This is a genomic window from Janthinobacterium agaricidamnosum NBRC 102515 = DSM 9628 (genome assembly GCF_000723165.1).
GTDB classification, from domain to species: Bacteria; Pseudomonadota; Gammaproteobacteria; order Burkholderiales; family Burkholderiaceae_D; genus Janthinobacterium; species Janthinobacterium agaricidamnosum.
This window is the reverse complement of record NZ_HG322949.1, coordinates 852941-878708: the sequence shown is the minus strand read 5'-3', so window position 1 is coordinate 878708 and position 25768 is coordinate 852941. Positions and strand designations below refer to the sequence as shown.

General features: G+C 60.1%; 19 protein-coding genes. 6 read left to right on the top strand and 13 right to left on the bottom strand.

Annotation, left to right across the window (positions count from 1 at the left end):
* Positions 1–3: 3 nt before the first annotated feature.
* Together ruvX and GJA_RS03700 are read right to left on the bottom strand one after the other, a co-directional pair.
* The gene (gene ruvX, locus GJA_RS03705; RefSeq protein ID WP_038498613.1) at positions 4–387 is read right to left on the bottom strand and encodes a Holliday junction resolvase RuvX; all 384 of its coding nucleotides are present in this window, start codon (positions 385–387) and stop codon (positions 4–6) included.
* A gap of 27 nt (positions 388–414) precedes the next feature.
* Positions 415–1074, bottom strand: coding sequence for a YqgE/AlgH family protein (locus GJA_RS03700; protein WP_038488928.1), 660 nt, complete (start codon positions 1072–1074; stop codon positions 415–417).
* Positions 1075–1307: 233 nt separating this feature from the next.
* On the opposite strand from GJA_RS03700, the gene GJA_RS03695 reads away from it, so the two are divergent.
* A complete protein-coding gene (locus tag GJA_RS03695) occupies positions 1308–2759 on the top strand; it encodes a cryptochrome/photolyase family protein (protein WP_038488926.1) in 1452 nt (483 codons plus the stop codon).
* On the opposite strand, the gene GJA_RS03690 is transcribed toward GJA_RS03695, so the two are convergent.
* From GJA_RS03690 to GJA_RS03665, 6 genes are read right to left on the bottom strand one after another with little or no spacing between them, the layout of a single operon-like run.
* On the bottom strand, positions 2749–8115 hold the full coding sequence (locus GJA_RS03690) for a hybrid sensor histidine kinase/response regulator (RefSeq protein ID WP_038488923.1): 5367 nt from the start codon (positions 8113–8115) through the stop codon (positions 2749–2751). The genes GJA_RS03695 and GJA_RS03690 overlap by 11 nt on opposite strands.
* A 37-nt stretch (positions 8116–8152) precedes the next feature.
* A complete protein-coding gene (locus tag GJA_RS03685; protein WP_038488919.1) occupies positions 8153–10411 on the bottom strand; it encodes a methyl-accepting chemotaxis protein in 2259 nt (752 codons plus the stop codon).
* The gene (locus tag GJA_RS03680) at positions 10411–10959 is read right to left on the bottom strand and encodes a chemotaxis protein CheW (RefSeq protein ID WP_051780249.1); all 549 of its coding nucleotides are present in this window, start codon (positions 10957–10959) and stop codon (positions 10411–10413) included. The genes GJA_RS03685 and GJA_RS03680 overlap by 1 nt, the downstream gene beginning before the upstream one ends.
* Positions 10960–10962: 3 nt before the next feature.
* Positions 10963–11328 (bottom strand): response regulator, encoded by a 366-nt coding sequence (locus GJA_RS03675; protein WP_038488916.1) that lies wholly within the window; start codon positions 11326–11328, stop codon positions 10963–10965.
* A gap of 10 nt (positions 11329–11338) precedes the next feature.
* A complete protein-coding gene (locus tag GJA_RS03670) occupies positions 11339–11749 on the bottom strand; it encodes a response regulator (protein WP_038488913.1) in 411 nt (136 codons plus the stop codon).
* A 43-nt stretch (positions 11750–11792) separates the two neighbouring features.
* Positions 11793–11945 carry a rubredoxin gene (locus GJA_RS03665; protein ID WP_038488910.1) on the bottom strand — a complete coding sequence of 51 codons (153 nt, stop codon included), beginning with the start codon at positions 11943–11945 and terminating at the stop codon, positions 11793–11795.
* Between the two features lie 96 nt (positions 11946–12041).
* Between GJA_RS03665 and thiD the strand changes: the two genes are divergently transcribed.
* The 5 genes from thiD to GJA_RS27085 all read left to right on the top strand — a co-directional run bounded on the left by thiD (position 12042) and on the right by GJA_RS27085 (position 19972).
* Entirely contained in the window at positions 12042–12875 is an 834-nt protein-coding gene (gene thiD / locus GJA_RS03660) for a bifunctional hydroxymethylpyrimidine kinase/phosphomethylpyrimidine kinase (protein ID WP_038488908.1), read from the top strand.
* Positions 12876–12917: 42 nt separating this feature from the next.
* Positions 12918–14207, top strand: a complete 1290-nt coding sequence (gene hemL, locus GJA_RS03655) for a glutamate-1-semialdehyde 2,1-aminomutase (protein WP_038488905.1) — start codon at positions 12918–12920, stop codon at positions 14205–14207.
* Between the two features lie 280 nt (positions 14208–14487).
* Positions 14488–17001, top strand: coding sequence for a DUF6531 domain-containing protein (locus GJA_RS26515; protein ID WP_167541082.1), 2514 nt, complete (start codon positions 14488–14490; stop codon positions 16999–17001).
* 295 nt (positions 17002–17296) lie between these two features.
* On the top strand, positions 17297–19612 hold the full coding sequence (locus tag GJA_RS03645; protein ID WP_051780244.1) for an RHS repeat-associated core domain-containing protein: 2316 nt from the start codon (positions 17297–17299) through the stop codon (positions 19610–19612).
* Positions 19613–19657: 45 nt separating this feature from the next.
* A complete protein-coding gene (locus GJA_RS27085; protein WP_144241413.1) occupies positions 19658–19972 on the top strand; it encodes a hypothetical protein in 315 nt (104 codons plus the stop codon).
* Between the two features lie 61 nt (positions 19973–20033).
* On the opposite strand, the gene corA is transcribed toward GJA_RS27085, so the two are convergent.
* From corA to GJA_RS03620, 5 genes are all read right to left on the bottom strand, one after another.
* Positions 20034–21002 carry a magnesium/cobalt transporter CorA gene (corA, locus tag GJA_RS03640; RefSeq protein WP_038498602.1) on the bottom strand — a complete coding sequence of 323 codons (969 nt, stop codon included), beginning with the start codon at positions 21000–21002 and terminating at the stop codon, positions 20034–20036.
* 126 nt (positions 21003–21128) lie between these two features.
* On the bottom strand, positions 21129–21842 hold the full coding sequence (mtgA, locus tag GJA_RS03635) for a monofunctional biosynthetic peptidoglycan transglycosylase (protein WP_038488903.1): 714 nt from the start codon (positions 21840–21842) through the stop codon (positions 21129–21131).
* On the bottom strand, positions 21842–22675 hold the full coding sequence (gene aroE / locus GJA_RS03630) for a shikimate dehydrogenase (RefSeq protein WP_038488901.1): 834 nt from the start codon (positions 22673–22675) through the stop codon (positions 21842–21844). The genes mtgA and aroE overlap by 1 nt, the downstream gene beginning before the upstream one ends.
* Positions 22675–23559: a TonB family protein gene (locus GJA_RS03625; RefSeq protein WP_038498600.1), complete on the bottom strand. Its 885-nt coding sequence runs from the start codon at positions 23557–23559 to the stop codon at positions 22675–22677. The genes aroE and GJA_RS03625 overlap by 1 nt, the downstream gene beginning before the upstream one ends.
* A 143-nt stretch (positions 23560–23702) precedes the next feature.
* Positions 23703–25760: a ribonuclease catalytic domain-containing protein gene (locus tag GJA_RS03620; protein ID WP_038488898.1), complete on the bottom strand. Its 2058-nt coding sequence runs from the start codon at positions 25758–25760 to the stop codon at positions 23703–23705.
* Positions 25761–25768: the final 8 nt, after the last annotated feature.

Sequence of the window (25768 nt, the reverse complement as noted above, 5' to 3'; positions counted from 1 at the left end):
GGGTCAAAAGTTCGCGTCAAAATATTGTTGCAGGATGATGGCGGCGGCGCGGTCGTCGATCACGTCGCCGCGCCTGGCCGCAATCACGGCGGAGGAATAACGTTCGTCGACCAGTTCCACCGGCAAGTTGAAACGGCCGTGCAACTGGTTGGCGAAGCGGCGGCAGCGCGCGCTCATCTCATGTTCGGCGCCGTCCGGATGGCTGGGCAAGCCGACCACGGCGCGGGTCGGGGTCCATTCGGCGATCAGGGCCGCAATCTCGGCAAACCTGGCGTCGCTGGCGGTGGCGCTGATGACTTTTAATGGCTGGGCCTGGCAAATCATGGTATTGCCGATTGCCACGCCGATGCGTTTCATGCCGAAATCGAAGCCGAGGACGGTGTCGATGCCGCCACTCACAGGGTGCACCCGGTATCACGCATGGCCGGCCTCGGAAGCGAGCATCAATGGATCGATGCCGAGCAGCTTGATGGCCGCGACGTAGCGGTCTTCGATCGGGAAGTCGAACAGGATGTTGGCGTCGGCGCCGACCGTCAGCCAGCCGTTGCGGCCGATTTCATCTTCCAGCTGGCCAGGGCTCCAGCCCGAATAACCGATCGACACCAGCATGCGCTGCGGACCGGCGCCGTTGGCGACGGCTTCCAGCACGTCGATCGATGTTGTAAAGGCAATTTCATCGGTGACTGTCAGCGACGAGGAATAACGCGCCCCCGGCGTGTGCAGCACAAAGCCCCGGTCGTCCTGCACCGGGCCGCCAAACATGATCGGTTCGTCGACGATCGGCGTATCCATGCCGGCGCCCAGCTTCAAGTCTATCCGTTCGAACAAGACTTGCATCGTCATATCGGTCGGCTTGTTGATGACCACCCCGAGCACGCCGTTTTCATTGTGCTCGCAGACATACACCACGGTGCCGCCGAAGATGGGATCTTGCATGGCAGGCATTGCAATTAAGAAATGATTAGCAAGATTCAAACCTGCCGCACCTTGGGCGCCGGAAGCGGCCAACGGTTCGGCGCTGTCCTGTAATGCAGCATGGACAGGCAGAGTCTTACCGATTTTGGTCTTCTTCATACGCGTTGTTCTCTCTCATGGGAGGCGGGTCTTGTTTTATTGTTCAAATTCCTCGACCCTTGCTCAACCCTGCTTTACTGGTAAGATCGTGACGCATGGCGGAACGCCGCGCACATACCTATAGTTTACACTGAATTGAAGCGGCAGCGACGTCTGCGCCGCGCCGCGCGCCACCATAAAAGCATGGTAGGCGCGAAAAAAACCCGTTACCTTGACCCCGAACACCTTATTTCATGACTATTAATAAATCCCTGGTCTGGTTTCGCCGCGATTTACGCGCGTTTGACCATGCCGCCCTGCACCATGCCTTACGCCAGAGCAAAGCTGTTTATTGCGTCTTCATTTACGACCAGGCCATCCTCGACAGCTTGCCGAAACAAGACCGCCGGGTCGAATTCATCCACGCCTGCGTGGCGGAACTGGCGGCCGAACTGCGCCAGCTGGGCGGCGACCTGATCGTGCGCCACGCCGACGCGCAACAGGCGATTCCGCAACTGGCGCAGGAACTGGGCGTCGACGCCGTGTTCAGCAACCACGACTACGAACCGCAAGCCATCGTCCGCGACGCCCGCGTGGCGGACGCCCTGACGGCGGCGGCGCGGCTGTGGTTCAGCTTCAAGGACCAGGTGATCTTTGAAAAACACGAAGTGCTGACGCTGGCCGACAAGACTTTCACCGTCTACACGCCGTACAAAAACGCGTGGCTGAAACGGATGCGGGCCGAACCGGCGTGCTACGCACCGCTGCCGGTCGAGCCGTATGCCGACCGCCTGGCGCCGCCGCTGGCGCAATTGCCGCTGCCGACGCTGCAAGAACTGGGCTTCGAGGAAAGCAACCTGAAGCAACTGGCGATCCCGACCGGCATGTCCGGCGGCGCCGGCTTATTCGAGCAATTCCTGCCGCGGATCGCCAATTACGGCGTGGCGCGCGATTTCCCGGCGCTCAAGGGGCCGTCGTATTTGTCGGTGCACCTGCGCTTCGGCACTGTCTCGCTGCGCCACCTGGTACGCACCGTGGTCGACCTGATCGATCGCGGCGCCGGCGGCGAAGGCGCGCCGGTATGGCTGGCGGAACTGATCTGGCGCGATTTTTACGCGATGATCCTGTTTAATCATCCGCATGTGGTCGGCGCCGCGTTCAAGCCGGCCTACGACGCCATCGTATGGGAAACCGGCGCCGCCGCCGATGCGGCGTTCGCCGCGTGGTGCGAGGGCCGCACCGGCTATCCGCTGGTGGACGCGGCGATGCTGCAACTGAACCAGACCGGCTATATGCACAACCGCCTGCGCATGGTCACCGCCTGCTTCCTGATCAAGGACCTGGGCATCGACTGGCGCCGCGGCGAAGCGTATTTCGCGCAGCATTTGAACGACTTCGACCTGTCGTCCAACAATGGCGGCTGGCAGTGGGCCTCGTCGTCCGGCTGCGACGCCCAGCCGTATTTCAGGATTTTCAACCCGATCACCCAGTCCGAGAAATTCGACCCGGCCGGGCGCTTCATCCGGCGCTACCTGCCGCAGCTGAAAGCGCTGCACGACAAGGAAATCCACGCGCCGTGGCTGGTGCCGCAGATGCTGCTGGAGCAAAAAAACCTGCGGCTCGGGCGCGACTACCCGGAACCGATCGTCCAGCATGACATGGCGCGCAAGGAAACGCTGGAGCGTTATGCGGTCGTCAAGGCGTAGCCTGGGTCAAGTCGCCGCCGATCAACTCCCCGACCTCGCTCAGCAATTCGTCTTCCTGGAACGGCTTGCCGAAATACGCGTTCACGCCCAGCTCCAGCGCGTAGTTGCGGTGCTTGTCGGCGCTGCGCGAGGTCACCATGATGATCGGCACGTCGCGCGTGCGGACATCGCCGCGCACGTTGCGGGTCAGGTCGAAACCGTCCATGCGCGGCATTTCGATATCGACCAGCAGCAGCGCAGGCACGGTTTCCTGCAATTGCTCCAGCGCATCGATGCCGTCGCGCGCCAGCAGCACGCGGTATCCTTCGCGCTCCAGTAAACGCTGCATCACGCGGCGCACCGTCAGCGAATCGTCGACCACCATCACGCTGCTGCGCGGCTGGCCCGGCTCATCCTTGTCGCCGGCCGCGGCGGCATATTCCTGCAACAGTTCCGGATGGTGGGCCAGGTGCTGCACCAGCGCCACCGGGTTCAGGATCAGCACGATATCGCCGCTGCCGAGCACGGTAGCGCCGGCGATGCCGGGCATGCGCGCCAGCTGCGGGCCGATGTTCTTGATCACGACTTCGCGGTTGCCCTGCACTTCATCGACATGCAGCGCCAGCCGGTCATGGCCGTTTTTCAGCAACAGCACCGGACTGTGACGCTGGTTTTGCGGCAGCGCGCGCGATTCGCCCAGCAAATTGGCCAGGTAATGCAGCGCCACCGGCCCTTCATGCGCATCCACCGCGCCAGCCGCATAGGCGCCGGCCAATTCGCCCGCCTTCATGTGCAGCACTTGCTCGACCAGCACCGACGGCACGGCATAGCTGCGGCCGGCGCACGACAGCAGCACCACCTGGGTGACAGCCAGCGTCAACGGCAAATGAATCGTAAAACGCGCGCCCTGGCCCGGCTCGGAGACGATCTCGACCCGGCCGCCCAGCGCCAGCACTTCGGAACGGACGATATCCATGCCCATGCCGCGCCCGGCCAGTTCGCTCAAGCTGTCGGCGGTCGAAAAACCCGGCGTGAAAATCAGTTCGATGGTCTGCGCGTCATCGGGCTCGGCCTCTGCCCCGATCAGGCCGGCCTGGCGCGCCTTGCCACGGATGCGTTCCAGGTCGAGACCGGCGCCGTCGTCGGAAAATTCGATCACCACTTGATTGCCTTGCTGACTGACCTGCACCAGCATTTCGCCGGTTTCGCTCTTGCCTGCGGCGCCCCGTTCGGCACGGGTTTCGACGCCGTGCGCGATGGCGTTGCGCAGCAAGTGCTCGAACGGCGCGGCCATCCGTTCCAGCACGCTGCGGTCCAGTTCCACCGCGCCGCCGCGGATATCCAGGTTGACCCGCTTGTCGACTTCCTTGGCGCTGTGGCGCGCCACCCGGAACAAGCGCTCGGCGATGCTGGAAAACGGCACCATGCGGATTTGCATCAAGTCGCGCTGCAAATCGCGCGTCAAGCGTGCCTGCAATACCAGCTCGTCATTGCTGCTGTCGATACTGCGCGTCAGGTTTTCGTGGAAGGAGGCGACGTCGTTGACGCTTTCCGCCATCATCCGCGTCAATTCCTGCAAGCGGGTAAAACGGTCGAATTCCAGCGGATCGAATTCGCGTTCGCTGGCGATCGCCATGCGCGACGCGATCTGCGATTCGGCCTGCATCTCGACTTCGCGCAACTGGCGCCGCAAGCGCGCCAGGTTGTCGGAAAATTCGCCCATCGACGAACGCAGCAAGCCGACCTCGTTTTCCATCCGCGAGCGCGAAATCGACACTTCGCCAGCCTGGTTCACCAACTGGTCGAGGATATCGGCGCGCACCCGCACCAGCGCCGCCTTGATCTCGGGCGGCGCTTCAGCCTCGGGGTCAGCCAGGTCGAGCAAGGGCTGTTGCAGTTGTTCGAACAAGACTTGCGCATGATCGTAATGCGCCAGCAATTCATCGAAAGCCTGCGGCGTCGCGGTACCGGCGTGCAGCATGTTTTCGATGTGGGTCTCGATTTCATGCGCGTGCTGGCCGAGCCGCATCGCACCGGCCATGCGGGCGCTGCCCTTGACCGTATGCAGCAGGCGCAGCAGCATTTGCGCCTGGCTGACATCGTGGGGATTTTTTTGCCAGGTGCGCAGCGCTTCGCCGATTTTCGGCATCAGGTCGGTTCCCTCTTCGAGAAATACCGACAGCAACTCCGCATCGAGTTCATCGTGCAAACCGGCGCTGACCGCCAGCACGCCGGCGCTGTCTTCCAGGTGCAATTCCTCAGGCGCCGGCTCTGCAGCCAGTTCTGAAGCCGATTCTGGAGCCGCATGTTCCAGCGCCGGCGCCAGACCGAAGACCGAATCGAACACGTCGTCGACAGCGCTGGTGTCCGGTGCCGGGGCTTGAGCGGCATGCCTGACTGGCGCCGTCGCCGATGCCGGCGGATTGGCGACGATGTCGGCGTAGGCGGCGGCAAACAAGGCATCCAGCGCATCAGCCGCATCGTCGTCGATGCCAGCCGGCGCTTCGACGGCGGCTTCGGGCGACGCCACGGCTTCAACCTCGGTCTTGACCTCAACCGGCCCAGCCTCGCCGACGATGCTGTCATCAGCCGACGCGAACAAGTCTTCCAGCCGCGCCGACAAATCCGGCGCCTGCGCCGGCTGGTGCAAGCCGGCCAGCGCGGCAATCAATTCCGGCTGCGGCGCGGCCAGCTCGCCGAGCGCGAAACACTGCAACATCCGCCTGATGCGGCCGGTGGCTTGTTCCAGTACGTCATGCTGCGCATCGTTCAATGGCGGCACGGCCGCCTCGATGGCCGCTTCCAGCGCCTGCGCCAATGCGCGCAGCGCGGCAAAACCGACCGTGCCGGACGAACCGGCCAGCGTATGCACCGCCTTCAATGCGGCGTCGCTGACGCTGCGCTGCGGTTCATGGCGCCACTCGCCGAAATCCTGGGTCAGCAGGCGCAACAATTCGTCGCTTTCGGCCAGGTAAATGTTATACAACGGCAGGCTGATTTGCAGCTCGCCGACATGTTTCAGATGGTCGTCGCGCACCTCGTTCGGCGCGGTCGCCGGCGGGAAACCGATCACATTGCCGCTGTGCGCGGGGCGTGCCGGTTGCGCCGCGGCTTCCGGCTCAGGCTGCGGCTCGGGCGCCGCTGCGCCCGCCAGCAGTGTTTCAGCCGCATTGATCAATCCGGCCGCCGTGCGCGCCGAACCGCCGGCGGCCAGTTCGGCCACCCACTGGGCCAGCTTGCGCGTGGCGTGGTCCAGCAGCACAAACAGTTCGTCATCCGCCGGGCGTCCTTCCGCCAGCCACACATTCATCACGCGTTCGATCGCGCCGGCCGCGTCGGCGAACTGCGCCAGGCCTATCATGCGGCTGCTGCCCTTGAGCGTATGGAAGGAACGGCGCAGCATGGCCAGGCTTTCCAGGCTGCCGGCCTGCTCGCGCGGCAGCGCCAGGGTGCTGTCGATAAAGGCCAGCACGTCGCGCGCCTCGATGATGAAAATATCGATCAGCTCGTCACCGCCATCAAGTTCCAGTGCCGCGATTGCCGCCGGTTCGGCAAGGACGGCCGGCGGCAAGGCATGGTCCAGCATCGGCACCGGCGTGGCGGCGGCGATTTTCTCGAACGGCATGGCGCGGAAGGCGCCGGCGCTTTCGTCGAAATGGAAACGCCCTTTGGCCGCCGCCGCGTTACGGCCCAGCATATCGACAAAAAATCCCAGCGCGCTGATGTTTTGCGCAATCTCGTCCAGCGCGCGCGCCTGCGGCGCCGGCTCGATCGCGCCCTGTTCCAGTTGCCGCACCGCCTGGTTGATATGCTGCGCGGCGCGCCACGCGTGATCCTGTTCCAGCGTCGCCAGCGCGGACTGCACTTGCTGCATCAGCGGATCGACCCGTTTCAATTCAGCGCGTCTGGATGGATCGATATAATAGTCGTCCAGCGTTTTTTCCGCCTCGCGCAACGCGGTCTTCATCTCTTCGGCCAGCGCGGCGACGGCCTGGCCCTGCTCGATCTGGCGCGACAAATCGCCGGACGGCGGCGCCGGCGGCACCTGGCCGGCCAGCAGCGCCGTCAGGCGCGCGGCGATGGTTTCGGCGTTGCCGGCAAAGTCGTCCGGCAAGCGGCGCAGCCGTTCCAGCCCATGTTCGGCAAACAGCAGCGCGGTGCCGATTTCCGCGTCCAGCTGCGGGCTGCGGCCGGCGCCGACGGCCTTGGCCGCGACGATGCCGACCTGGCGCATCAGCGCCGCCAGCGCCGGCACCTTCAATTGTTCGGCCGCGCTGGCCACCTGCGCCAGCGACTGTTCAAACGCAGTATCCAATTCGGCATCGATTTCGGCCGCGGCCAGCCGTTTCCAGCCAGCCTTGGCCCGCTCCAGTCCGCGCTGCGCGCGCGCCAGCGTTTCCTGGTCGATTTGGCCATAGCGTTTGACTTCATAATCGTCCGGCAGCACCCCATCGAGCCGATACCCGTCGCGCAGCAGCGCGGCGGCCGGGGTCGGCTGGCTGGCCCCGGCGATGAAAAACAGCGCATCGCGCAGCATGCCGTCCGGCTGGCTGGCCGTGCCTTGCGTCAAGCGCCGCATCTGCAGGTTGATCAAGCCGAACAACTGCTTGACGTACACGCTGGCATGCAAGCCACTGCCGAGCTGGCCGGCGGCGACCAGTTCCGCGAACGCCTGCATGGCGAACCAGAAATGGCGCGCCGGCGCCTCGTGCTGGGCATCGGCCACCAGTTTGATGGCGTCGCGCAGCGCGCCGGCATGCGCCATTTGCGCATCGGCTTCGGTACTTTTCAGGAACGGCAGCAAAGCTTTTTCAAAGCGCTGGCGATACGCCGGATAATCCGCTTGCGCCGCCTGTTCCGGCGCCGGAATCTCGATGTGCGCCGGGGCGGGCGGGAAAAACAGGTCGGCCGGATGAATCCGTTCGGCGCCCAGCATGGTCAATAGCGCCCGGTAGTAAGGGAACAAACGCAGCGGCTGCGGCGCCGCCGCGCCTGCATCGGCCAGCAAATCTTCCAGGTATTCGGTCAGCGCCTGGTACAGTTCGGCGACGATTTGCGCATGGCCGACGTGGTATTCCAGCGTGCCATCCTTGAAACGGTCCAGCGCCTGCTCGGCGGCCAGCGTGATCAAGGCGGCGCCGTCGATATCGACCATCACCAGCGCGCCATGGGCCTGGTGCAGATGGGTGCGCGCATGCTGCAAGGCGGTGCTCCGCTCCTCGCGTTCGCGCCCGCCGGCCTCGAACAGCGCGGTCTTCGAACGCAACAGCGATTCGCGGATTTCCGCCATCACCCACGACAGCGGGCCGCTGTCGAATTGCCCGGAGCGGCTGGGGACGGGCGTCACTGCGGACTGCTGGACATCGATTATGGTCATGCTTTCCTCGGCGATTCAATAAGGGCGCGCGCCATGTTCAGGCGACGACGCGGAAACGCGATACAGAATTCTTCAGTTCCTGCGCCAGCACCGACAGTTTATGGATCGATTGCGCGGTTTGCTTGGTGCCGTCCTGGGTTTGCTCGGTGACCGACAGGATGTGCTGGATATTGAGCGCCACGCCGTTGGCCGACGTCGCCTGCATGCCGGTGGCGTAGGACATGCCCTGGATCAGTTCGGCCAGCCGGTTCGACACCTGGCTGATGTCGCTCAGCGCGGCGCCGGCCGCATCCGACAGGCGCGCGCCCTCGACCACGCCATGGGTCGATTTTTCCATCGCCGCCACCGCGTCGTGGGTATCGGTCTGGATGGTGCGCACCAGCGCACCGATCTGCTTGGCGGCGCCGGCCGAGCGTTCGGCCAGCCGCTGCACCTCTTCCGCCACCACCGAGAAGCCGCGTCCCGCCTCGCCGGCCGACGCGGCCTGGATCGCGGCGTTCAGCGCCAGCACATTGGTCTGTTCGGTGATGTCGGAAATCAGTTCGGTGATTTCTCCGATCTCCTGCGACGATTCGCCGAGGCGCTTGATGCGCTTCGAGGTTTCCTGGATCTGGTCGCGGATTTCATGCATGCCCTTGATCGCGTTTTCCACCGCCGTCGAGCCCTGGCGCGCCGCCGCCACCGACTGGCGCGCCACGTCGGCCGATTCGCTTGCCGATTTCGACACGTCGGTGATCGCATGCGCCATCTTCATCACGGTGGCGCTGGCGTCCTGGATTTCGCGCGACTGCTGCTGCGACGCGCTCAGCAAATTGCTGGAAATGCTTTGCGCCTGGGTCGATGCGCGGTTCACCTGCTCGGCGGTGGCCGTCACGCGCCCGACCAGGCCGCGCAATTCCTCGACCGTGTAATTGACCGAATCGGCGATCGCGCCGGTGATGTCCTCGGATACCGTGGCGTGCACGGTCAGGTCGCCGTCGGCCACTTTCTGCAATTCGTTCATCAGCCGCAAGATCGCGGCCTGGTTCATGTCGTTGGTCGCTTGCGCCTCCTCTTCCTTGCGCTGCGATTCGAGGCGCTGCGCCTCGGCTTCGCGGCGGCGGCGGTCGGCGCCGCGGGTGCGGTTGACCGAATCCTGCAACAGCACCCGGCCGATGCCGGCCGCGGCCACCAGCGTCAGCAGCACCGACACCACCATCAGCCAGAATTCCCAGCCCAGCGATTCCTGGTCGTTGCGGTAAGTCTGCTGCAGCAGCGCCAGGCGCTGGCGCACTTCCTCGTTTTCGTTGAAGATCAGTTGTTCGGCGCTTTTCGCGGCGGTGAACCGGTCCAGCCGGTCGAGTATCGACGAAACCAGCTTCTGGTAGGCGTCGAAGCTGGTTTTCAGCGCATCGAGCTTGGCCCGGGTTTCCGGATCGCGCACCGGCGTCAATTGCAGCGACACGCTGCCGTTCAAAAAGCCGTCGATGGCGCTGCGAAAATAGGTCGTGTCGCGGCCCAGCATGAAGGCGGTTTCGGAACTGATGCCGCCGGAACCGAGGAATTCGCTGGCGCTGCGGCTCATGCGCTGGGTCAGCATCATCAGCCGGCCCAACACCGCCATGTCGCGCACATTGCCGCCGCGCTGCGCGCGCAGCGCGGCGATATCCTCGGTCTGCGCCAGCAAGGCCGGCGACAGCGCATTCAATTGCTGCAAGGTCTTGTCGAAGCCGGCCAGCTCGTTTTTCATGCGCAGGATGGTGTGCGCGGCGCGGTCGCTGCTGGTCCATTTTTTGCGCGCATCGGCCACCGCCGCCAGCAGGCTGGTGCGGGTTTCGCCAATCGCGCGGCCCTGGTAATTGCCGCCGCGCGCCATCAGGTTCAAGTCCTGGTTCAGCTCATTGCGGCTTTCTTCCAGCTGGCGGAACGCGTCCAGGTTGCCCTGCACCGCGTTCGGCGCCGCCTTGCCGACCCGCTGCGAATGCATCAGCGCATCGCTGGCAAGCTGGGTCTGGGCCGATAGGATCGCGCTGCTGCGGGTATTCAGGCCGACGAACAGCAGGCTGGCGGCCAGGCTCAGCGCCAGCACGCTGGACAGGATGCTGAGCTGCTTTTGCAGCGGCAGATGGCCGATCAGCGGCATCTTCAAATCCTTGGCCGGGGCCGGATTGGCGGCGCGCCGGTGCATGCTGCCGAGCGCATCGCGCAGCCGCAGCGGCACGTCGCCGTCGAGCCCAGTGTCGGACGGCGCGCGGGATGGCGCCGCCGATGGCGGCTGCAATATGGGTGTCGATAATATCTCCGCGTCTGCCGCCATTACACCGTCTCCCGAATACTCGTATGCATCGCCTGCGCGCCCGGCTTGCGCGCTTCAAAACCGACCTGTAAAAAACGTTCTTCGCGCGCCAGCGCGGCCAGGTCCAGCCGCTGCCACTGGTCACCGCCATCGCCGCCGGGCTGGCGCAAGCCGAGCACCGCGCCGACCAGCAACGCGCAATTCAAGCCCAAGCGGGGGGCGAAGGTAATAATCCGGCTGTCCGGGCTCATCGCGCAGGCGGCCGCGCCCTGGTAGCGGGCCAGGTCGGCCACGCCGGTCAGCTTGCCGCGGATCGCCGCCAGGCCCAGATACCAGTCCTGCGCCAGCGGCACCGCGCTGATCGGCGCCGATTGCACGATTTCGCCGATCTGGGTCAGGTCCAGCAGATAACGGCGGCCTCCGGCCAGCACGCCCAGTTCCTTGCGGCTGGCCGGCGCGCCGCTCTTGGCCGCCTGCACCCGCTGCAGCAATTGCAGCTGGTACTGGCGCAAGCGGCCGCGCCGCGCCGCGGGGCCGGATGGTTCCAGGGCGGCGCTGTCGCGGGTCATCGGCTAGCCGAGCGCGGCGATCTTGGCCAGCAAGTCGGCCGCCACCACCGGTTTCACCAGGTAGTCGCGGGCGCCCTGGCGCAAGCCCCAGATACGGTCGGTTTCCTGGCTTTTGCTGGAACAGATAATCACCGGCACGTCCAGCAGTTCCGGGTCGCGGGCGATCGCGCGCGTCACCTGGAAGCCGTTCGCGCCCGGCATCACCACGTCCATCAGGATCAGGTCGGGCTTGTCGGTCTTCAGGCGTAGCAGCGCATCTTCGCCGCTGTCGGCGGTAGTTACCGCATAACCGGCGCGCTGCAGGATATCGGTCAGGTAAAAACGTTCGGTCGGCGAATCGTCGACGATCAGCACTTTGTGTATGGACATAAATGCCTCCTCAATGATGGGTAAACATGGCGTCGCCGGCCGGCAGGTGCTCGCGCACCGCCGACAACAGGCTGTCCCGGCTAAACGGCTTGGCCACCGACGCGCTGCAGCCGGCCAGCGCGCCGCGCGCGCGGTCGAACAAGCCGTCCTTCGACGACAGCATCAACACCGGCGTCGCATGGAATTGCCGGCTTTTCTTGATCAATGCGCAAGTGCGGTAACCGTCCAGGCGCGGCATCAGGATGTCGCACAAGACCAGCGCAGGGCGGCAATCGCCGATCCTGGCCAGCGCCTCGAAGCCATCCTCGGCCTGCTCCACCCGGTAGCCGGCCTGCTCCAGTATCGTTGCGGCGGCGCGCCGGATGGTGCCGCTATCGTCGATCACCATGATGGTCGGCCGGCTGTTTTGATCATTTGACATGCTGTACACGATAGCATAGCCGGCCGCAGCCCGGCTGGCGGGTTTAGATGGCCACCATCTCGAAATCATCCTTGCGGGCGCCGCATTCCGGGCAGGTCCAGTTCATCGGCACGTCGGCCCAACGCGTTCCGGGGGCGATGTCTTCATCCGGCAAACCGGCGGCTTCATCATAAACCCAGCCGCAAATAAGACACATCCACGTTTGGAATTGCTGCGTTGTTTCGTTACTACTCACGTTCTGCCACCCTTCAATCAAGTAAAATGCTGAATTAGGTATCTTAATCTACCCGCCGTGCAAAACCAAACTTCTCCCCTCATATTAAGCTTCGGCCTGTCCGACCCGGTCGGCGCGATCGGCATCCAGGCCGACCTGGCGACCTTTTCAGCCTTCGGCTGCCATGGACTGTCGGTCAGCACGGCGTTGCTGATCGGCGACACCGCGCGCGTCGAGGACATCCAGGAAATCGATCCGGACTGGGTTTCCGACCAGGCCCGCGTGCTGCTCGAAGACATGGCGGTATCCGCCATCAAGATCGGCGCGCCGGGCGGCATCGAGCACGTCACCGCCATCGCCGAAATCGTTTCCGACTATCCGGACGTGCCGCTGATACTGGACCCGTTCATTTCGGCGCTGCCGGAACAGGGCCTCGACAGCGAAGACATGCTGATGGCGGTGCGCCAGTTGCTGATCCCGCAAACCACCGTGCTGATGCTGTCGCAAGTCGAGCTGGAGCGGCTGGCCGAAACCTGGCGCGACGCCGATCCGGCAGACACCATGCAGGCCGATGTCGAGTACCTGCTGGCGCTCGGCTGCGAATTCGTGCTGGTCACCGGCACGCCGAACGCCGGCCACGGCGACAGCGCGCTGCGCGCCAATACCCTGTTCGGCGCCGACGGCGTGGTGCGCCACGACGCCTGGCAGCACCTGACCGGCGCCTACAGCGGCGCCGGCAGCACCCTGTCGGCGGCGATCACCGCGCTGATGACGCGGCAGGATGGCGACGTGCCCGAAGCCGTGCGCGCCGCCCAGGAATTCACCACCGGCGCGCTGCAGCATGCGCAGCGCTTCGGCATGGGCAAGCTGGTGCCCAACCGTTACTGGCAGCGCCTGGCCAGGCCGGCGTAATGAGAATGCAGACAGATTAAACCATACGGAAAAGACAAGATCATGACCACGACTTCGAAAAACGACACTTTATTCGCCCGCGCCCAGAAAACCACCCCCGGCGGCGTCAATTCGCCGGTGCGCGCCTTCCGTTCGGTGGGCGGCACGCCGCGCTTCATCACCCGCGCCGAAGGCCCGTATTTCTGGGATGCGGACGGCAAGCGCTATATCGACTACATCGGCTCCTGGGGCCCGGCCATCGTCGGCCACGCCCATCCCGAAGTCGTCAAGGCGGTGCAGGACGCGGCTGCGCGCGGCCTGTCGTTCGGCGCGCCGACCGAAGCCGAAGTGGACATGGCCGAAGAAATCAGCCGCCTGGTGCCGTCGATCGAACAAGTGCGTTTGGTTTCGTCCGGCACCGAAGCGACCATGAGCGCGCTGCGCCTGGCGCGCGGCGCCACCGGCCGCGACAAGATCGTCAAGTTCGAAGGCTGCTACCACGGCCACGCCGATTCGCTGCTCGTCAAGGCCGGCAGCGGCTTGCTGACCTTCGGCAATCCAACCTCGGCCGGCGTGCCGGAAGACTTCGTCAAGCACACGCTGGTACTGGACTATAACAACGTCGAACAACTGCGCGATGCATTCGACAGCTTCGGCGCCGACATCGCCTGCGTCATCGTCGAACCGGTGGCCGGCAATATGAACCTGGTCAAGGCCACCCCGGCCTTCCTGCAAGCGATGCGCGAACTGTGCACCAGGCACGGCGCGCTGCTGATTTTCGACGAAGTGATGTGCGGCTTCCGGGTCGCGCTGGGCGGCGCGCAGGAACTGTACGGCATCAAGCCGGACCTGACCGCGCTGGGCAAAGTGATCGGCGGCGGCTTGCCGGTGGCGGCGTTCGGCGGCAGCGCCGCCTTGATGCATAACATGGCGCCGCTGGGCGCGGTGTACCAGGCCGGCACCCTGTCGGGCAACCCGGTGGCGGTGGCGGCCGGCATGACCACCCTGAAACTGATCCAGCAGCCGGGTTTCTACCAGAAGCTCGGCGCCAGCGCGGCGCGCCTGGCGGCAGGCTTGACGGCGGCCGCCAAGGAAGCCGGCGTGACCTTCTGCGCCGATTCGGTCGGCGGCATGTTCGGCATCTACTTCAGCGCAACGGCGCCGACCAGCTACGCCGAAATGATGGCCGGCGACCGCAGCAAGTTCAACACCTTCTTCCACGCCATGCTGGATGAAGGCGTCTACTTCGCGCCGGCCGCGTTCGAAGCGGGCTTCGTCTCGGCGCAGCACGACGACGCCGTCATCGACGCCACCATCGAGGCGGCGCGCAAGGTCTTCAAAACGCTGGCCTGACCGGCATCCTTAGCGGCCGAGCGCTGGCACCAGCGCCGGCAACTGCTGCATATGGCCGAAGGCCAGCCGCGCGCCGGCTGTTTTCAGGCGCTCGGCCTGGCCATTGCAGAAGCGACGCCCGCCACCGCGCTGAAAACTTCAACAAACCGGCACTGGCTGCTTGAAACGGATGTGCCTACTATTGACAGTACACCTAGCTCAGAGAAAACTACATTTCCTATTGGAAATATTCTACACAGTATTAAAACTTGCTGAACTCATCAAATTTCGGAGGTCAATAATGACTAATCTCTTCGTGCTGCGTTCGCGCATCTCGAACGCCGCCCGTTGGATAGTACTGATCACGATGTTGTGCAGCACACTTCCCGCTCGTGCAGAACTTGTAAAATGGTTTCAATTGGGCGGAGAGACTTTTTATCGTTGGCAAGGAAATTACCCAACTGCGATTGCATTGTGGACAGCATGCGTTGAAATTGTTAAAGACTTCAAGGGTAATCCTAACACATGGTGTAAAGCCGCACCACCTGCTGAGCCACCCATTGACTCGTATGTTAGTTTATCGGGGGGATATATCACCAGTAACGAGCCACGAACCTTGTGGCTGGAGGCTTACGTTTGTCGCGAAAGCGCGACTCTTAAATATTTCGCCGATATAAACACATGCGAGCGAATGACGCCAATTCCAGTGCCGGCATCCACATCCAAGGCTAATGGTCCTTCCTGCCCTGAGAGTTCACAGAACCGGCAGCCCTTCTGCGGCAACCCTATTTCTCCTGTGATTGGAAATAAGGTGCAGCAGGAATTGGATTATCAAAGTGGCGCCCCAGGCCTATCCTTAACGCTACTGCGAACCTACAACAGCGGCGCATACAGTTCAGCAAGCAGCTTTTCCGGGAAATTTGGCAGTCATTGGAAGACCGCGATTGACCGCCGGCTTGTGCTCATGCCTACCCAGACAAAATTCACCTGCTACGTTCGATCTTATGCAATCTATTGTGACGACATCGCATTGCCCAACACTTCCGCTTCGGTGATCGCACATCGTGCGGATGGAAAGGTCTATTCATACTCCAAATCGGGAAGCGAATGGCGCGGCGATCCTGATATCAATGATCGCCTCAATGCCATTTATGCCGCAGATGGCACCACTGTTGATCAATGGATTTACACAACGGCCAATCACGCAGTGGAAAGCTATGATGGCAAAGGCCTCTTGCTATCGGAAACCAATATCGAGGGAGAACGCCTGACATTCACTTATAGCATGGGCACTACCAACGATACTCAGGTTGCACGCTATCCTGCTGATGCGCCGGGATGTAGCCATCACCAAGATGGAGCGTTGCTTCCTTCCGGAACATTAGCATGCGTCACCGACCGGGCGGGAAGACAGCTGCAGTTCGAATATGATGCGAAATTGCGCATTTCCCGAGTCATCGATCCTGCAGGGCTGCCCTATATATATAGCTACGATGGACAAAGTGGCGGTTGCATTCCTGGTACGACGACGTATGGCTATGGTCTGGCATGTAATGCAAACAATCTGACTTCGGTAACTTATCCAGACGGCAAAAGCCGTACTTATTACTATAACGAAAATGCCAGGATCAATGATGGTACAAGCTGCCCCGGAGCGCCTCAGCAAGGCAACGGTTTTGGACATTTGATTAGCTATCTTACTGGTATTACTGATGAAAACGGTCAACGCTATGCAAGTTGGAGCTACGACTGCTATGGTAAAGCATCAATTTCAGAGCATGCCGGCGGCGTTGACAAGATCAGGATCGATTTCGGCGCTGCGGACGCCGACGGTAGCCGTACGAACACTGTGACCACTTACGGCGGTACCGCAGCAACCCCTCTGACGGTCGTTCGCAGCTATCACTCAAAATCTATTCTCGGTGTCGGTCGCAATGACAGCATCGATCAGCTTTGCGCTGGCTGTGACGGTATGAAGGCGCGTACCTACGACGCCAAGGGCAACGTGGCAACCAGTACGGATTTCGGCGGACGTGTTAACATTTTTACCTATGACCTCACGCGTAATCTGGAAACACGGCGCGTTGAAGCTTCGGGTACTGGCAGCGCACGTACTGTCAATACAGAGTGGCATCCTGCGCTGCGTGTTCCGATACGCATTGCCGAACCCAAACGTATCACTACTTATACTTACGACGAGCATCGCAACCTGCTAAGTAAGTCCATACAACCGACGAGCGACATTAGTGGGGCCAGCGGCTTCAGCGCAAGCTCTGTTGGCAGCACGCGGAACTGGACTTATAGTTACAACGAGTTTGGCCAAGTGCTTACCGTCAAAGGTCCACGTACCGATGTCAATGACAGTGTCAGTTATGCCTACGACAGCAGTGGCAATCTTGTTACGGTGGTGAACGCTCTTGGCCATGTCACCACGCTGTCTGATTACGACGTAAATGGCCGTGCCGGCAAAATCACCGATCCGAATGGTCTGGAGACAGTGCTCAACTATACGCTGCGTGGCTGGCTCGCATCCGCCAGCGTCGGTGGCCAGTTAACCAGTTATGACTACGATGGTGTCGGCCAATTGCGCAAGGCAACCGCACCTGATGGTTCCTGGGTGAGTTACACCTATGACGCGGCTCATCGGCTGATAGCCATCGGCGACAACGGCGGCAACGTCATTAGCTATACCCTTGATAACCTAGGTAACCGGGCTGCGGAACAGGTACGCGACCCCGGTGGTAATCTCGTGCGCCAAGTAAGTCGGGTGTACAACAGCCTGAATCAGCTTAAACAAATCACCGGGGGGCTGTAATGGGCCCGCTACTCGCTTTGCACCAGTTTGTCCTTGTGTCTTTTCTGGCTTGCATTGCTGCGATCAAGCAGACCCAAGTAGAAAGATTCCGGTTATGTCCAAGAATCGCGAGGCAAGATTGGCAACAAGATCAAGTCTCAAAGTATAAGTATTATTTTTCAGCCCTTTTGAACTCGAATGCTGCAAGTTTATATCCCTACGAGAAGATTGCAACAATTCCACTATCTTTGGATGCATTTGCCGATCAATGTTCACCGCTCGTTAAGAACGAGCCACAAAATTTCTTACTCATCCAATGAAGAGCTTCTTAACCCGTGCTGTTGCCAGCACCTTAATCTTCAACCTGACCTATCTTCCCATATTAGGAGGCATAAACAACACCACGGCAGCCGCCCAAACGGTACAAAACACCACGTGGAGTTATCTTTATGATGCGGCTGGCAACCTGTCGCAAACGACGGATCCGCTCGGACGTGCAACAAACCTGAGCTACGATGCCTTAAGCAGGCTGAAGCAAACGCTTCAGCCTGCTCCCATCACGGGCGCCACACGGCCGGCAACCACTTATACCTACGATGGCCTCGATCAAATCAGCAGCGTTACCGATCCGCGCAGTCTGGTCACTAATTACACGGTTGATGGATACAGCAATCAAACGGCCTTGGCCAGTCCCGATACCGGACTATCGGCGCAAAACTATGACCTGGCAGGAAATCTGACCAGCAATACCGATGCGCGTGGCAAGACCACGACCTATGCTTATGACGTACTGAACCGCGTTATCAGCATCAGCTATGCAAGTGGCACAGCGACCACTTTTGAATACGACGGCGGTGCAAGCGGAGCGCCAAACGCCATCGGGCGACTGACAAAAATGGCGGACGAATCCGGCCAAACGCGCTACAGCTACGACCAGCGCGGGCGCTTGCTTGAAAAAATACAGACGATCAACGGCCCTTCCGCGCCGGTCATTCAACATATCAGCTATACCTATGATGGCAACGGCCATCTGAGCAGCCTGACCTATCCCAGCGGTAATCGCATCAACTATTCCTACGATGCCGCAGGCAATATCAACAAACTGATGCTTAACACTGCCAATGCTAGCGGAGGCACCAACACAGATGCGGCAACGGTCTTGCTCGATCAAATTAACTATGCCCCTTTCGGACCGGTAAAAAGCTGGGCATGGGGAAATAGCAGCGACACCAGCCCCAACATCTATACCCGCACTTTCGACCTCGACGGCCGCATCATCAGCTACCCTTTGGGCAATACGACCGCCTCGGCAAGCGCGTTGACGCGTACGCTCACGTATGACGCTGCAAGTCGTATTACCCAAATGAACCATACAGGCGATGCAAGCGCCACGAACTACAACCAGACATTCGCTTACAACGGCCTTGATCAATTAACAAATTTTTTAAGCAAAAATACCAATCAGAGTTTTGCTTACGATGCCAATGGTAATCGTAGTCAGGCAACCTTCGGCGCCAACAATTACTCGAACACGATTAGCCCAAGCAGCAATCGCTTGCTTGCTACTTCCGGACCATTCCCGGCAAGAAGCAACAGCTTCGACGCCGCAGGCAATCTCATTAACGACGGTACGATCAAGTATGTTTATAGCGATCGCGGCAGGCTTCAAAGCACCGTCAATGCGGGGCTGGTCACCAGCTATTGGTACAACGGCAACGATGAGCGCGTCAGAAAAACCAGTGCTCTTGCGCCAACGGGCACCAATTTCTACGCCTACGATGAGCAGGGGCAACTGCTTGGGGAATACGATGCCAATGGCCTGATGTTGCAGGAAACAGTCTATCTGGGGAGCATGCCGGTAAGTATACTCAAGCGCTCAACCGCTGCTACAGACTCGCAAAGTCTGATCTATTATGTTTATACGGACCACATCAACACCCCTCGACTGATCACGGCAGCGGCTGATAATAGCGTTGTTTGGCGTTGGGATAATGCAGATCCGTTCGGAATAAGCCAGCCCGATGACAACCTTGGTGGCTCAGGTATTTTTACCTATAACGTACGATTCAGCGGCCAGATTTATGATAAAGAAACAAATAATCATTATAACCACTATAGATATTATGATTCACAACTTGGAAAATATCTAGAAAGCGACCCAACTGGATTAAATGGAGGGATTAATACTTATGAATATGCAAATTCGAATCCAACAATCTTCGTTGATCCAACTGGTGAAATAGCATTCTTAGCTCCAGCAATACCATATATTGTTGAAGGTGCGGCATTAGGGTGGCGAGCTTATCAAACGTATCAGGCGATGAATACACTCGCCAGTGTAATTAAAGCTGCAAATACTCAGACACAGACTAATAGTTGCTCTGATCAAAATGGTAAGGATCCATGCGAAGAGATTAGAAAAAAAATTAAAGATACTAAGGCTCAGCTTAGCAAGAGAGAAAAACAACTTTCCGAAGATCAATACAATCTTTTCAATCGAGCTTATTTAGTCAATCCTGGAGGCGATCTTTCAGGGAAAGGAACTTACACTGGACATGTAGATATGATTAATTCAGTAAAACGAGGACTTGAAAAAATGGAGGCACAAGCCAAAGCTATGGGATGTCTTTAACCATCTCCACAATTAAAAAATCCTCAAAAACAAAGTACTCAAAAAATGAAAAAAATCCTCATAGATAAAAATTTGATAGAAAAAATCTTAGACACAATCACAAAAAAAACCCCCTTTCCAAAAGATATAATTTATCACGAAATACAAGATGACTTTCAACTTCTCTTTATCTCAATAAAAATCGACAACTTTGATGAAAATGAAGTGAATTCATCAATAAAAATAATAGGTGAATTTTTAAATCAGATTATGCCACAAAGAGATGATGATTATTCTTGGGTGATAGGTTTGAAGCGGAAAGGGCAAGTTGTAGAAAGTTGCTTTGGTGGAAATTCAAATGGATCGAATTGGCTTGGCTAATTGCCTGCTCTTATAAATTTAAGATATAAATTTATAAGAGCGTCTATTCATATAAAACTTCCTACTTCAACCACCCCCTGCGCCTGAAATACCAGAACGGCGCGATCGCGCTGGTCACCATCAGCAGCAGCGCAAACGGATAACCCAGCGTCCAGTCCAGTTCCGGGAACCAGCCCCGGAAGTTCATGCCGTAGATCGAGGCGATCAGCGTCGGCGGCAGGAAGGCCACGCTGGCCACCGAGAAGATCTTGATGATCTTGTTCTGGTTGATGTTGATGAAACCGACGGTCGCATCCATCAGGAAGTTGATCTTATCGAACAGGAAAGACGTGTGGCCGTCCAGCGATTCGATGTCGCGCAGGATTTGTCGCGCTTCTTCGAATTGCTCGGAATTGAGCAGCCGTCCGCGCATCAAGAAGCTGACCGCGCGCCGCGTATCCATCATGTTGCGGCGGATGCGGCCATTCAAGTCTTCCTCGTGGGCAATCGAATTCAGTGCGGCGGCCGCGTCCTGGTCGGTGAATTCTTCTTGCAGCACGCGACCGCTGACTTCTTCCAGGTTTTGGTAGATGCCTTCCAGCGCGTCGGCCGAATATTCGGCGTCGGTGGCGTACAGGTCGAGCAGCACGTCCATATAGTCGGCGATCGAGCCGGGACGGGAACGGGCGCGCATGCGCACCAGGCGGAATACCGGCAAGTCGTCGGTGTGCACCGAGAACAGCATTTTCTTGGCAAGAATGAACGCCACGGTGACGATGCGCGACGGGCCGTCGTCTTCTTCCAGCAGGAAATCGGTGCGCAGGTGCAAGTCGCCGTTTTCCGCTTCGTAATAACGCGCCGACGCCTCGATGTCCTTGACTTCGTCTTCGCCCGGCAGCGTCACGCCGTAAATGGCCTTGACCCAGGCCCGCTCATCGTCGTTCGGGTCGGTCAGGTCGACCCAGACCGGCTCGACGTTTTCCAGATCCGTGCGACTGTCGATGGGTACCTGGTTGAGCCGGCCATTTTGTAAAACAAAGACATTGATCATGCGCGCTCTCAGCCAGAATGAATTATCGTGATAGGTGCTGGCGCATTGCGCCAAAATCGAAACAGCGCAAGTGTACTCGCAAAGCCCTTTTGACGACCACCCCTGAAACGCGCTTTTTTATATCCCTTATGGTAATTCGGCGGAACCCATGCGGCGCAGGATGACGCCGGTGCGCCGCGCCAGGTAGCCGGAATCGCGGTGCTTGTCGAAGAAACGCGGGTTCGGCAACATCACCGCCAGCTTGGCGGCCTGGCTGGCGCCCAGGTTGGCGGCGCTGATATTGTAATAGTGGCGCGATGCGGCTTCGGCGCCGAAGATGCCGGTACCGAACTCGACTACGTTCAGGTAGATTTCAAAGATGCGGTCCTTGTCCATCAACGTTTCCAGCATATACGTGATGATCAATTCCTGGCCCTTGCGGAGATAACTGCGCGAGCCGGACAAGAACAGGTTCTTCGCCAGTTGCTGGGTGATGGTCGAGCCGCCGGACACCACTTTGTGCTTTTTGCTATTTTTTTCATACGCTTTTTGCAGGGCATCCCAATCGACGCCTTCATGCTCGGAAAAATTGGCGTCTTCCGAAGCGATGATGGCGCGCTTCAAATTGGTCGAAATACGGTTGTACGGCACCCAGGTGTGCTGCAAGACGGCATGCGGATTCTTTTCTTGCAAGACCGATAATTGCTCGCGCATGAAAGACGTGCTGCCCGGATTATGGTCGACCCACCACCAGATTTGCAGGAAGAAATAGAGCTGTACGACGAAAAACGCCAGCAGCGGCAGCAGGAAGACCCATTTGACCCAGCCATAACGGCTGCCGGACTTGCGCGCCTTGGCCATCAACTTGTTCCCAAGCTGGCGCGCATGCGGACCAGCAAGTCAGCGGTGTCCGGCCGCACACCGCGCCACACGAAAAACGCTTCCGCCGCCTGCTCGACCAGCATGCCGAGGCCGTCGCGCACCTGCGCGCCATATTCGGCGGCAAATTGCATGAAGACGGTAGGCTCCTTGCCATACATCATGTCCAGCGCCAGCGTGGCCGGGCCGAATACCGATGGCGCTATTGGCGGCAAGTCCGCGCTCAGGCTGGCCGAGGTGGCGTTGATGACGATATCGAAGGCGCCGTCGAGCTGGTCGAAACCGCAAGCCGACACCACATCCTGGCCGCCCAGCGCCGAAAATTGCTGCACCAGCCCTGCGGCGGTGGCCACGGTACGGTTGGCGATCACCAATTGCGACGGCCGGTGTTCCAGGATCGGCAAGACCACGCCGCGCGCCGCGCCGCCCGCGCCCAGCAGCAAGATGCGCTTGCCACTGATGGCCACGCCGGCATTGACGACGATATCGGCCACCAGGCCGGCGCCGTCGGTATTGTCGCCGACGATGCCGTGTTCGGTGAATTGCAGCGTGTTGACGGCGCCGGCCGCCTGGGCCCGTATCGTCAGCGCCGAGGACAGCGCGCAAGCGTCGAGCTTGAACGGCACGGTGACATTGGCGCCCTTGCCACCTTCGTCGGCAAAGTCCATCACGGCGGCCGCAAAACCGTCGAGCGGGGCCAGCCTGCGTTCATAGGCAATGTTTGCGCCGGTCTGGACCGCGAATGCGGCGTGGATCTCGGGCGACTTGCTGTGGGCGATCGGATTGCCGAATACGCAATAACGGTCGGCGCCCATCAATTGCCGTCGCCAGTCAGGTTAGCTTCCATTGTTTCTTCGCGGGTAAATTTAAAGCGGGTAATGATGACCCACAAGTCATCCTTATCGTTCGACAGCATGTTCGGCGGGAATTTCCCAAACGGCGCGGCGCGGCGCACGATGGCCAGCGCGGCATTGTCCAGCGCCGGGTTGCCGGAACTTTTCTCGACCCGGGCGCCGCCCTCTTTCTGGTAAATCGTGCCATCCTGGAAAATCGGGATATACACCACCAGCTCGCCATACAGCTTGCGGCCGTTCTTTTGCGGAAAGTTCAGCGTGCCGATTTCTTCTATGCGCTTTTGCAAGGTCTTGTAATACATCGCATAACCGACTTCTTGCGTGCTCGGCGTAATGAAGGTTTTACGGGGGCGCTTGTTCTGGTCTTCCACCGTCTGGCTGATTTCCGCCGTCATGCGCGCCAGCGCCTTGCTGGTTTCCAGCAAGTCCGCGCCGGTCGGGGTCGGATCGGGTTTGTTCTTTTCCGTGATCGGCGGCGCCGCGAAGGTATTGTTCTTCGCTTGCGTCAGCAACTCTGCTTGCCGCTGCTCCAGCTCGGCAATGCGGCGCGCGCTGGCCTGGATGCTGTCGCCGTTTTCCATCTTGTGCAAATCCGGCAGCGGCGACTTGGCGCGGCCTTGATCGGCATTACCGCCGCCATCCAGGTTCGCTTGCGCCAGCGCCTCCGCCTTGAGCGGCTTGCTGGTGTGCTTGGCGTTGACCAGAATCACTTCCATGCCGGGATCGGTGGCCTCGACCTTGTTCGGTACCGGCGCGACAAAGTGCACCGCCAGCAAAGCGCCATGCGCCAGCAGCGATACCGCAACAGCGATGATCAGGAAACGATTTTGTTGAAAAGACTTCACGCGCAACCCAGCATTGATTTCGTTACGTCAAAAGAATGGCTGAATTCTACGTCAAGGGCGGCGCGGATTGGAGTTTTTCGCACCGCCCTGCCGGCGTAGAGCCTATTCCGGCAGATGAATGCGCTCACTACCGGGATAGGCCCTTATTCAGCCACCGGCTCGCTGGTGACCGGTTCAGCGGACGATTCAGCAAGCTCCGGCACGTCAACGGCGGCCTTGGCGTCATCGCTTTCAGCACCGGCTTCGCCCTCGGCCTCATCCTCATAATCCAGCTCGGCATCCACCGCCACGTCCGGCTGGGCGGCGATTTCCAGCAAGCGCGCTTCGATCGTCAGGTCCACCTCATCCCAGCGCAAGATGTCGAGCTTGACTTGCGTGCCGCGCGCCACCGATGGCATGCCCGGCAACTTGATGACCAGCGGAATGTCGACCAGGCGCAGGATTTCATCTTTCAACACCACCGCGTCGACCTGGCGCGCCTCTTCCTGGCCCAGCCAGCGCAAGCACCAGTAACGTTCCATATTCGACTGGAAGTCGCCATACGCGGCATACGCGGCGTCGAACGCCGACACGATCGCGAACAGGTTGGCGTCGCGCGGCTTGAACGGCGCCACCAGCGGCGCGGTGACGCCATGTTCGGCGCAGGCCAGGATTTGCCATTGATTGACCAGGTCGGTATAACGGCGCAACGGCGAGGTGCTCCACGCATATTGATCGACGCCCAAGCCTTGATGCGGCGCGGCATGGGTCACCATGCGCACTTGCATCTTGGCCGCCCAGCCACCGCCGGTGCCGCCGCCCTGGCTGCGGTAAATGCCCGGCACGCCATGGTCGTGCATCAGCTTGCCCCAGGTGCTATTGGCAAAAATCATCAGCTCGGCGACGATCTTGTCCAGCGGCGCGCCACGCTTGCGGCGCGCCACGGTGACGACGTCGTCTTCGACATAGAAGTTGAAATCGACGCGGTTGTTTTGCTCCGGCTTCAAGCCGAAACCTTCGCGCTTTTTCATGCGGCCCTGTTCCAGCTGCTGCACCCACGGCCACAGCAGCATCAGCTCGGCCTTGTGGGCGTACTCGCCGTCGCCGCTGACCAGGGTTTCTTCATTGACCAGATCGTCGAGCTGGTTATGCCGCAAATTGCTGGTGATCGGCACCAGTTCGGCGCGGGTTTCGGTGCTCAGCACGCTCCAGTCGGCCGGATCCAGCGTCGCGTACAGCGACAAGGCCGGGCAAGCCTTGCCTTCGGCCAAAGTGAACGCATTGACTATTTCATCCGGCAACATGGTGATCTTGTCGCCTGGCATATACACGGTCGACATGCGCTGACGCGCGATCTTGTCGATCACATCGTCAGGGCGAATACCCAGGCCCGGCGCGGCGATATGAATCCCGACCCGCACCATGCCATCATCGAGCTTGACGACCGAAAAAGCGTCATCGATCTCGGTGGTGGTCACATCGTCGATCGAAAAAGCGCTCACCTCGGCCAACGGCAGCTTGTTTGGCACGGCCGGCACCGGCACCTCGGGGAAACCGGCGCCTTTCGGGAAATTCTCGAACAGGAACTTCGACATATGCAATTGTTTCGGCGAAGCGATGCCGCCAGTCGCCAGCATCAAGCGCGGCGCACTCGCATGCAAGTCGTTGCACGCTGCTTCCAGCGCCTTGTATTCGATGGTGTTCTTGTCCGGCTTGAACAATAATTGCAGCACCATGCTTTTCATGGATTCCGGCAACTGATTGGCCTTCAATTGCTCGACATAAGCGGCTTGCACCACTGCTTGCTGCTTTTTCTTTTCAATCCCGGCCAGCGCGGCTTTCAACGCCGCTTCCGGCGCCGCCTTGTAACGGCCGCGGCCCTTCTTGTAAAAATAGACGGGGGCGGTATGCAGGCTGAGAATCAGGCCGGCCGCCTCGTGCGGCAATGGCGGGTGGCCGAAATATTCGGCGCCCAGCTCGGCAAAGCCGAATTCCTCCTCACCCGCGACTTCCCACAGGAAATCAAGATCGATCTCGGCCGATACTTCCCTGGCCTTGTCCTGCAATTCGGCCGGGCCGGGTTTTTCGTATTGCAACAGCACATCCTTGATCTTGACCTTGCTGCGCTTGCCGCTGGCCATTTCCACCTGATACGCCTCGCCCGCTTGCGACAATACCGTGCCGACCTTGAAATCGCCGGATTCTTCAAAAAATAGATTCATTGCCATAT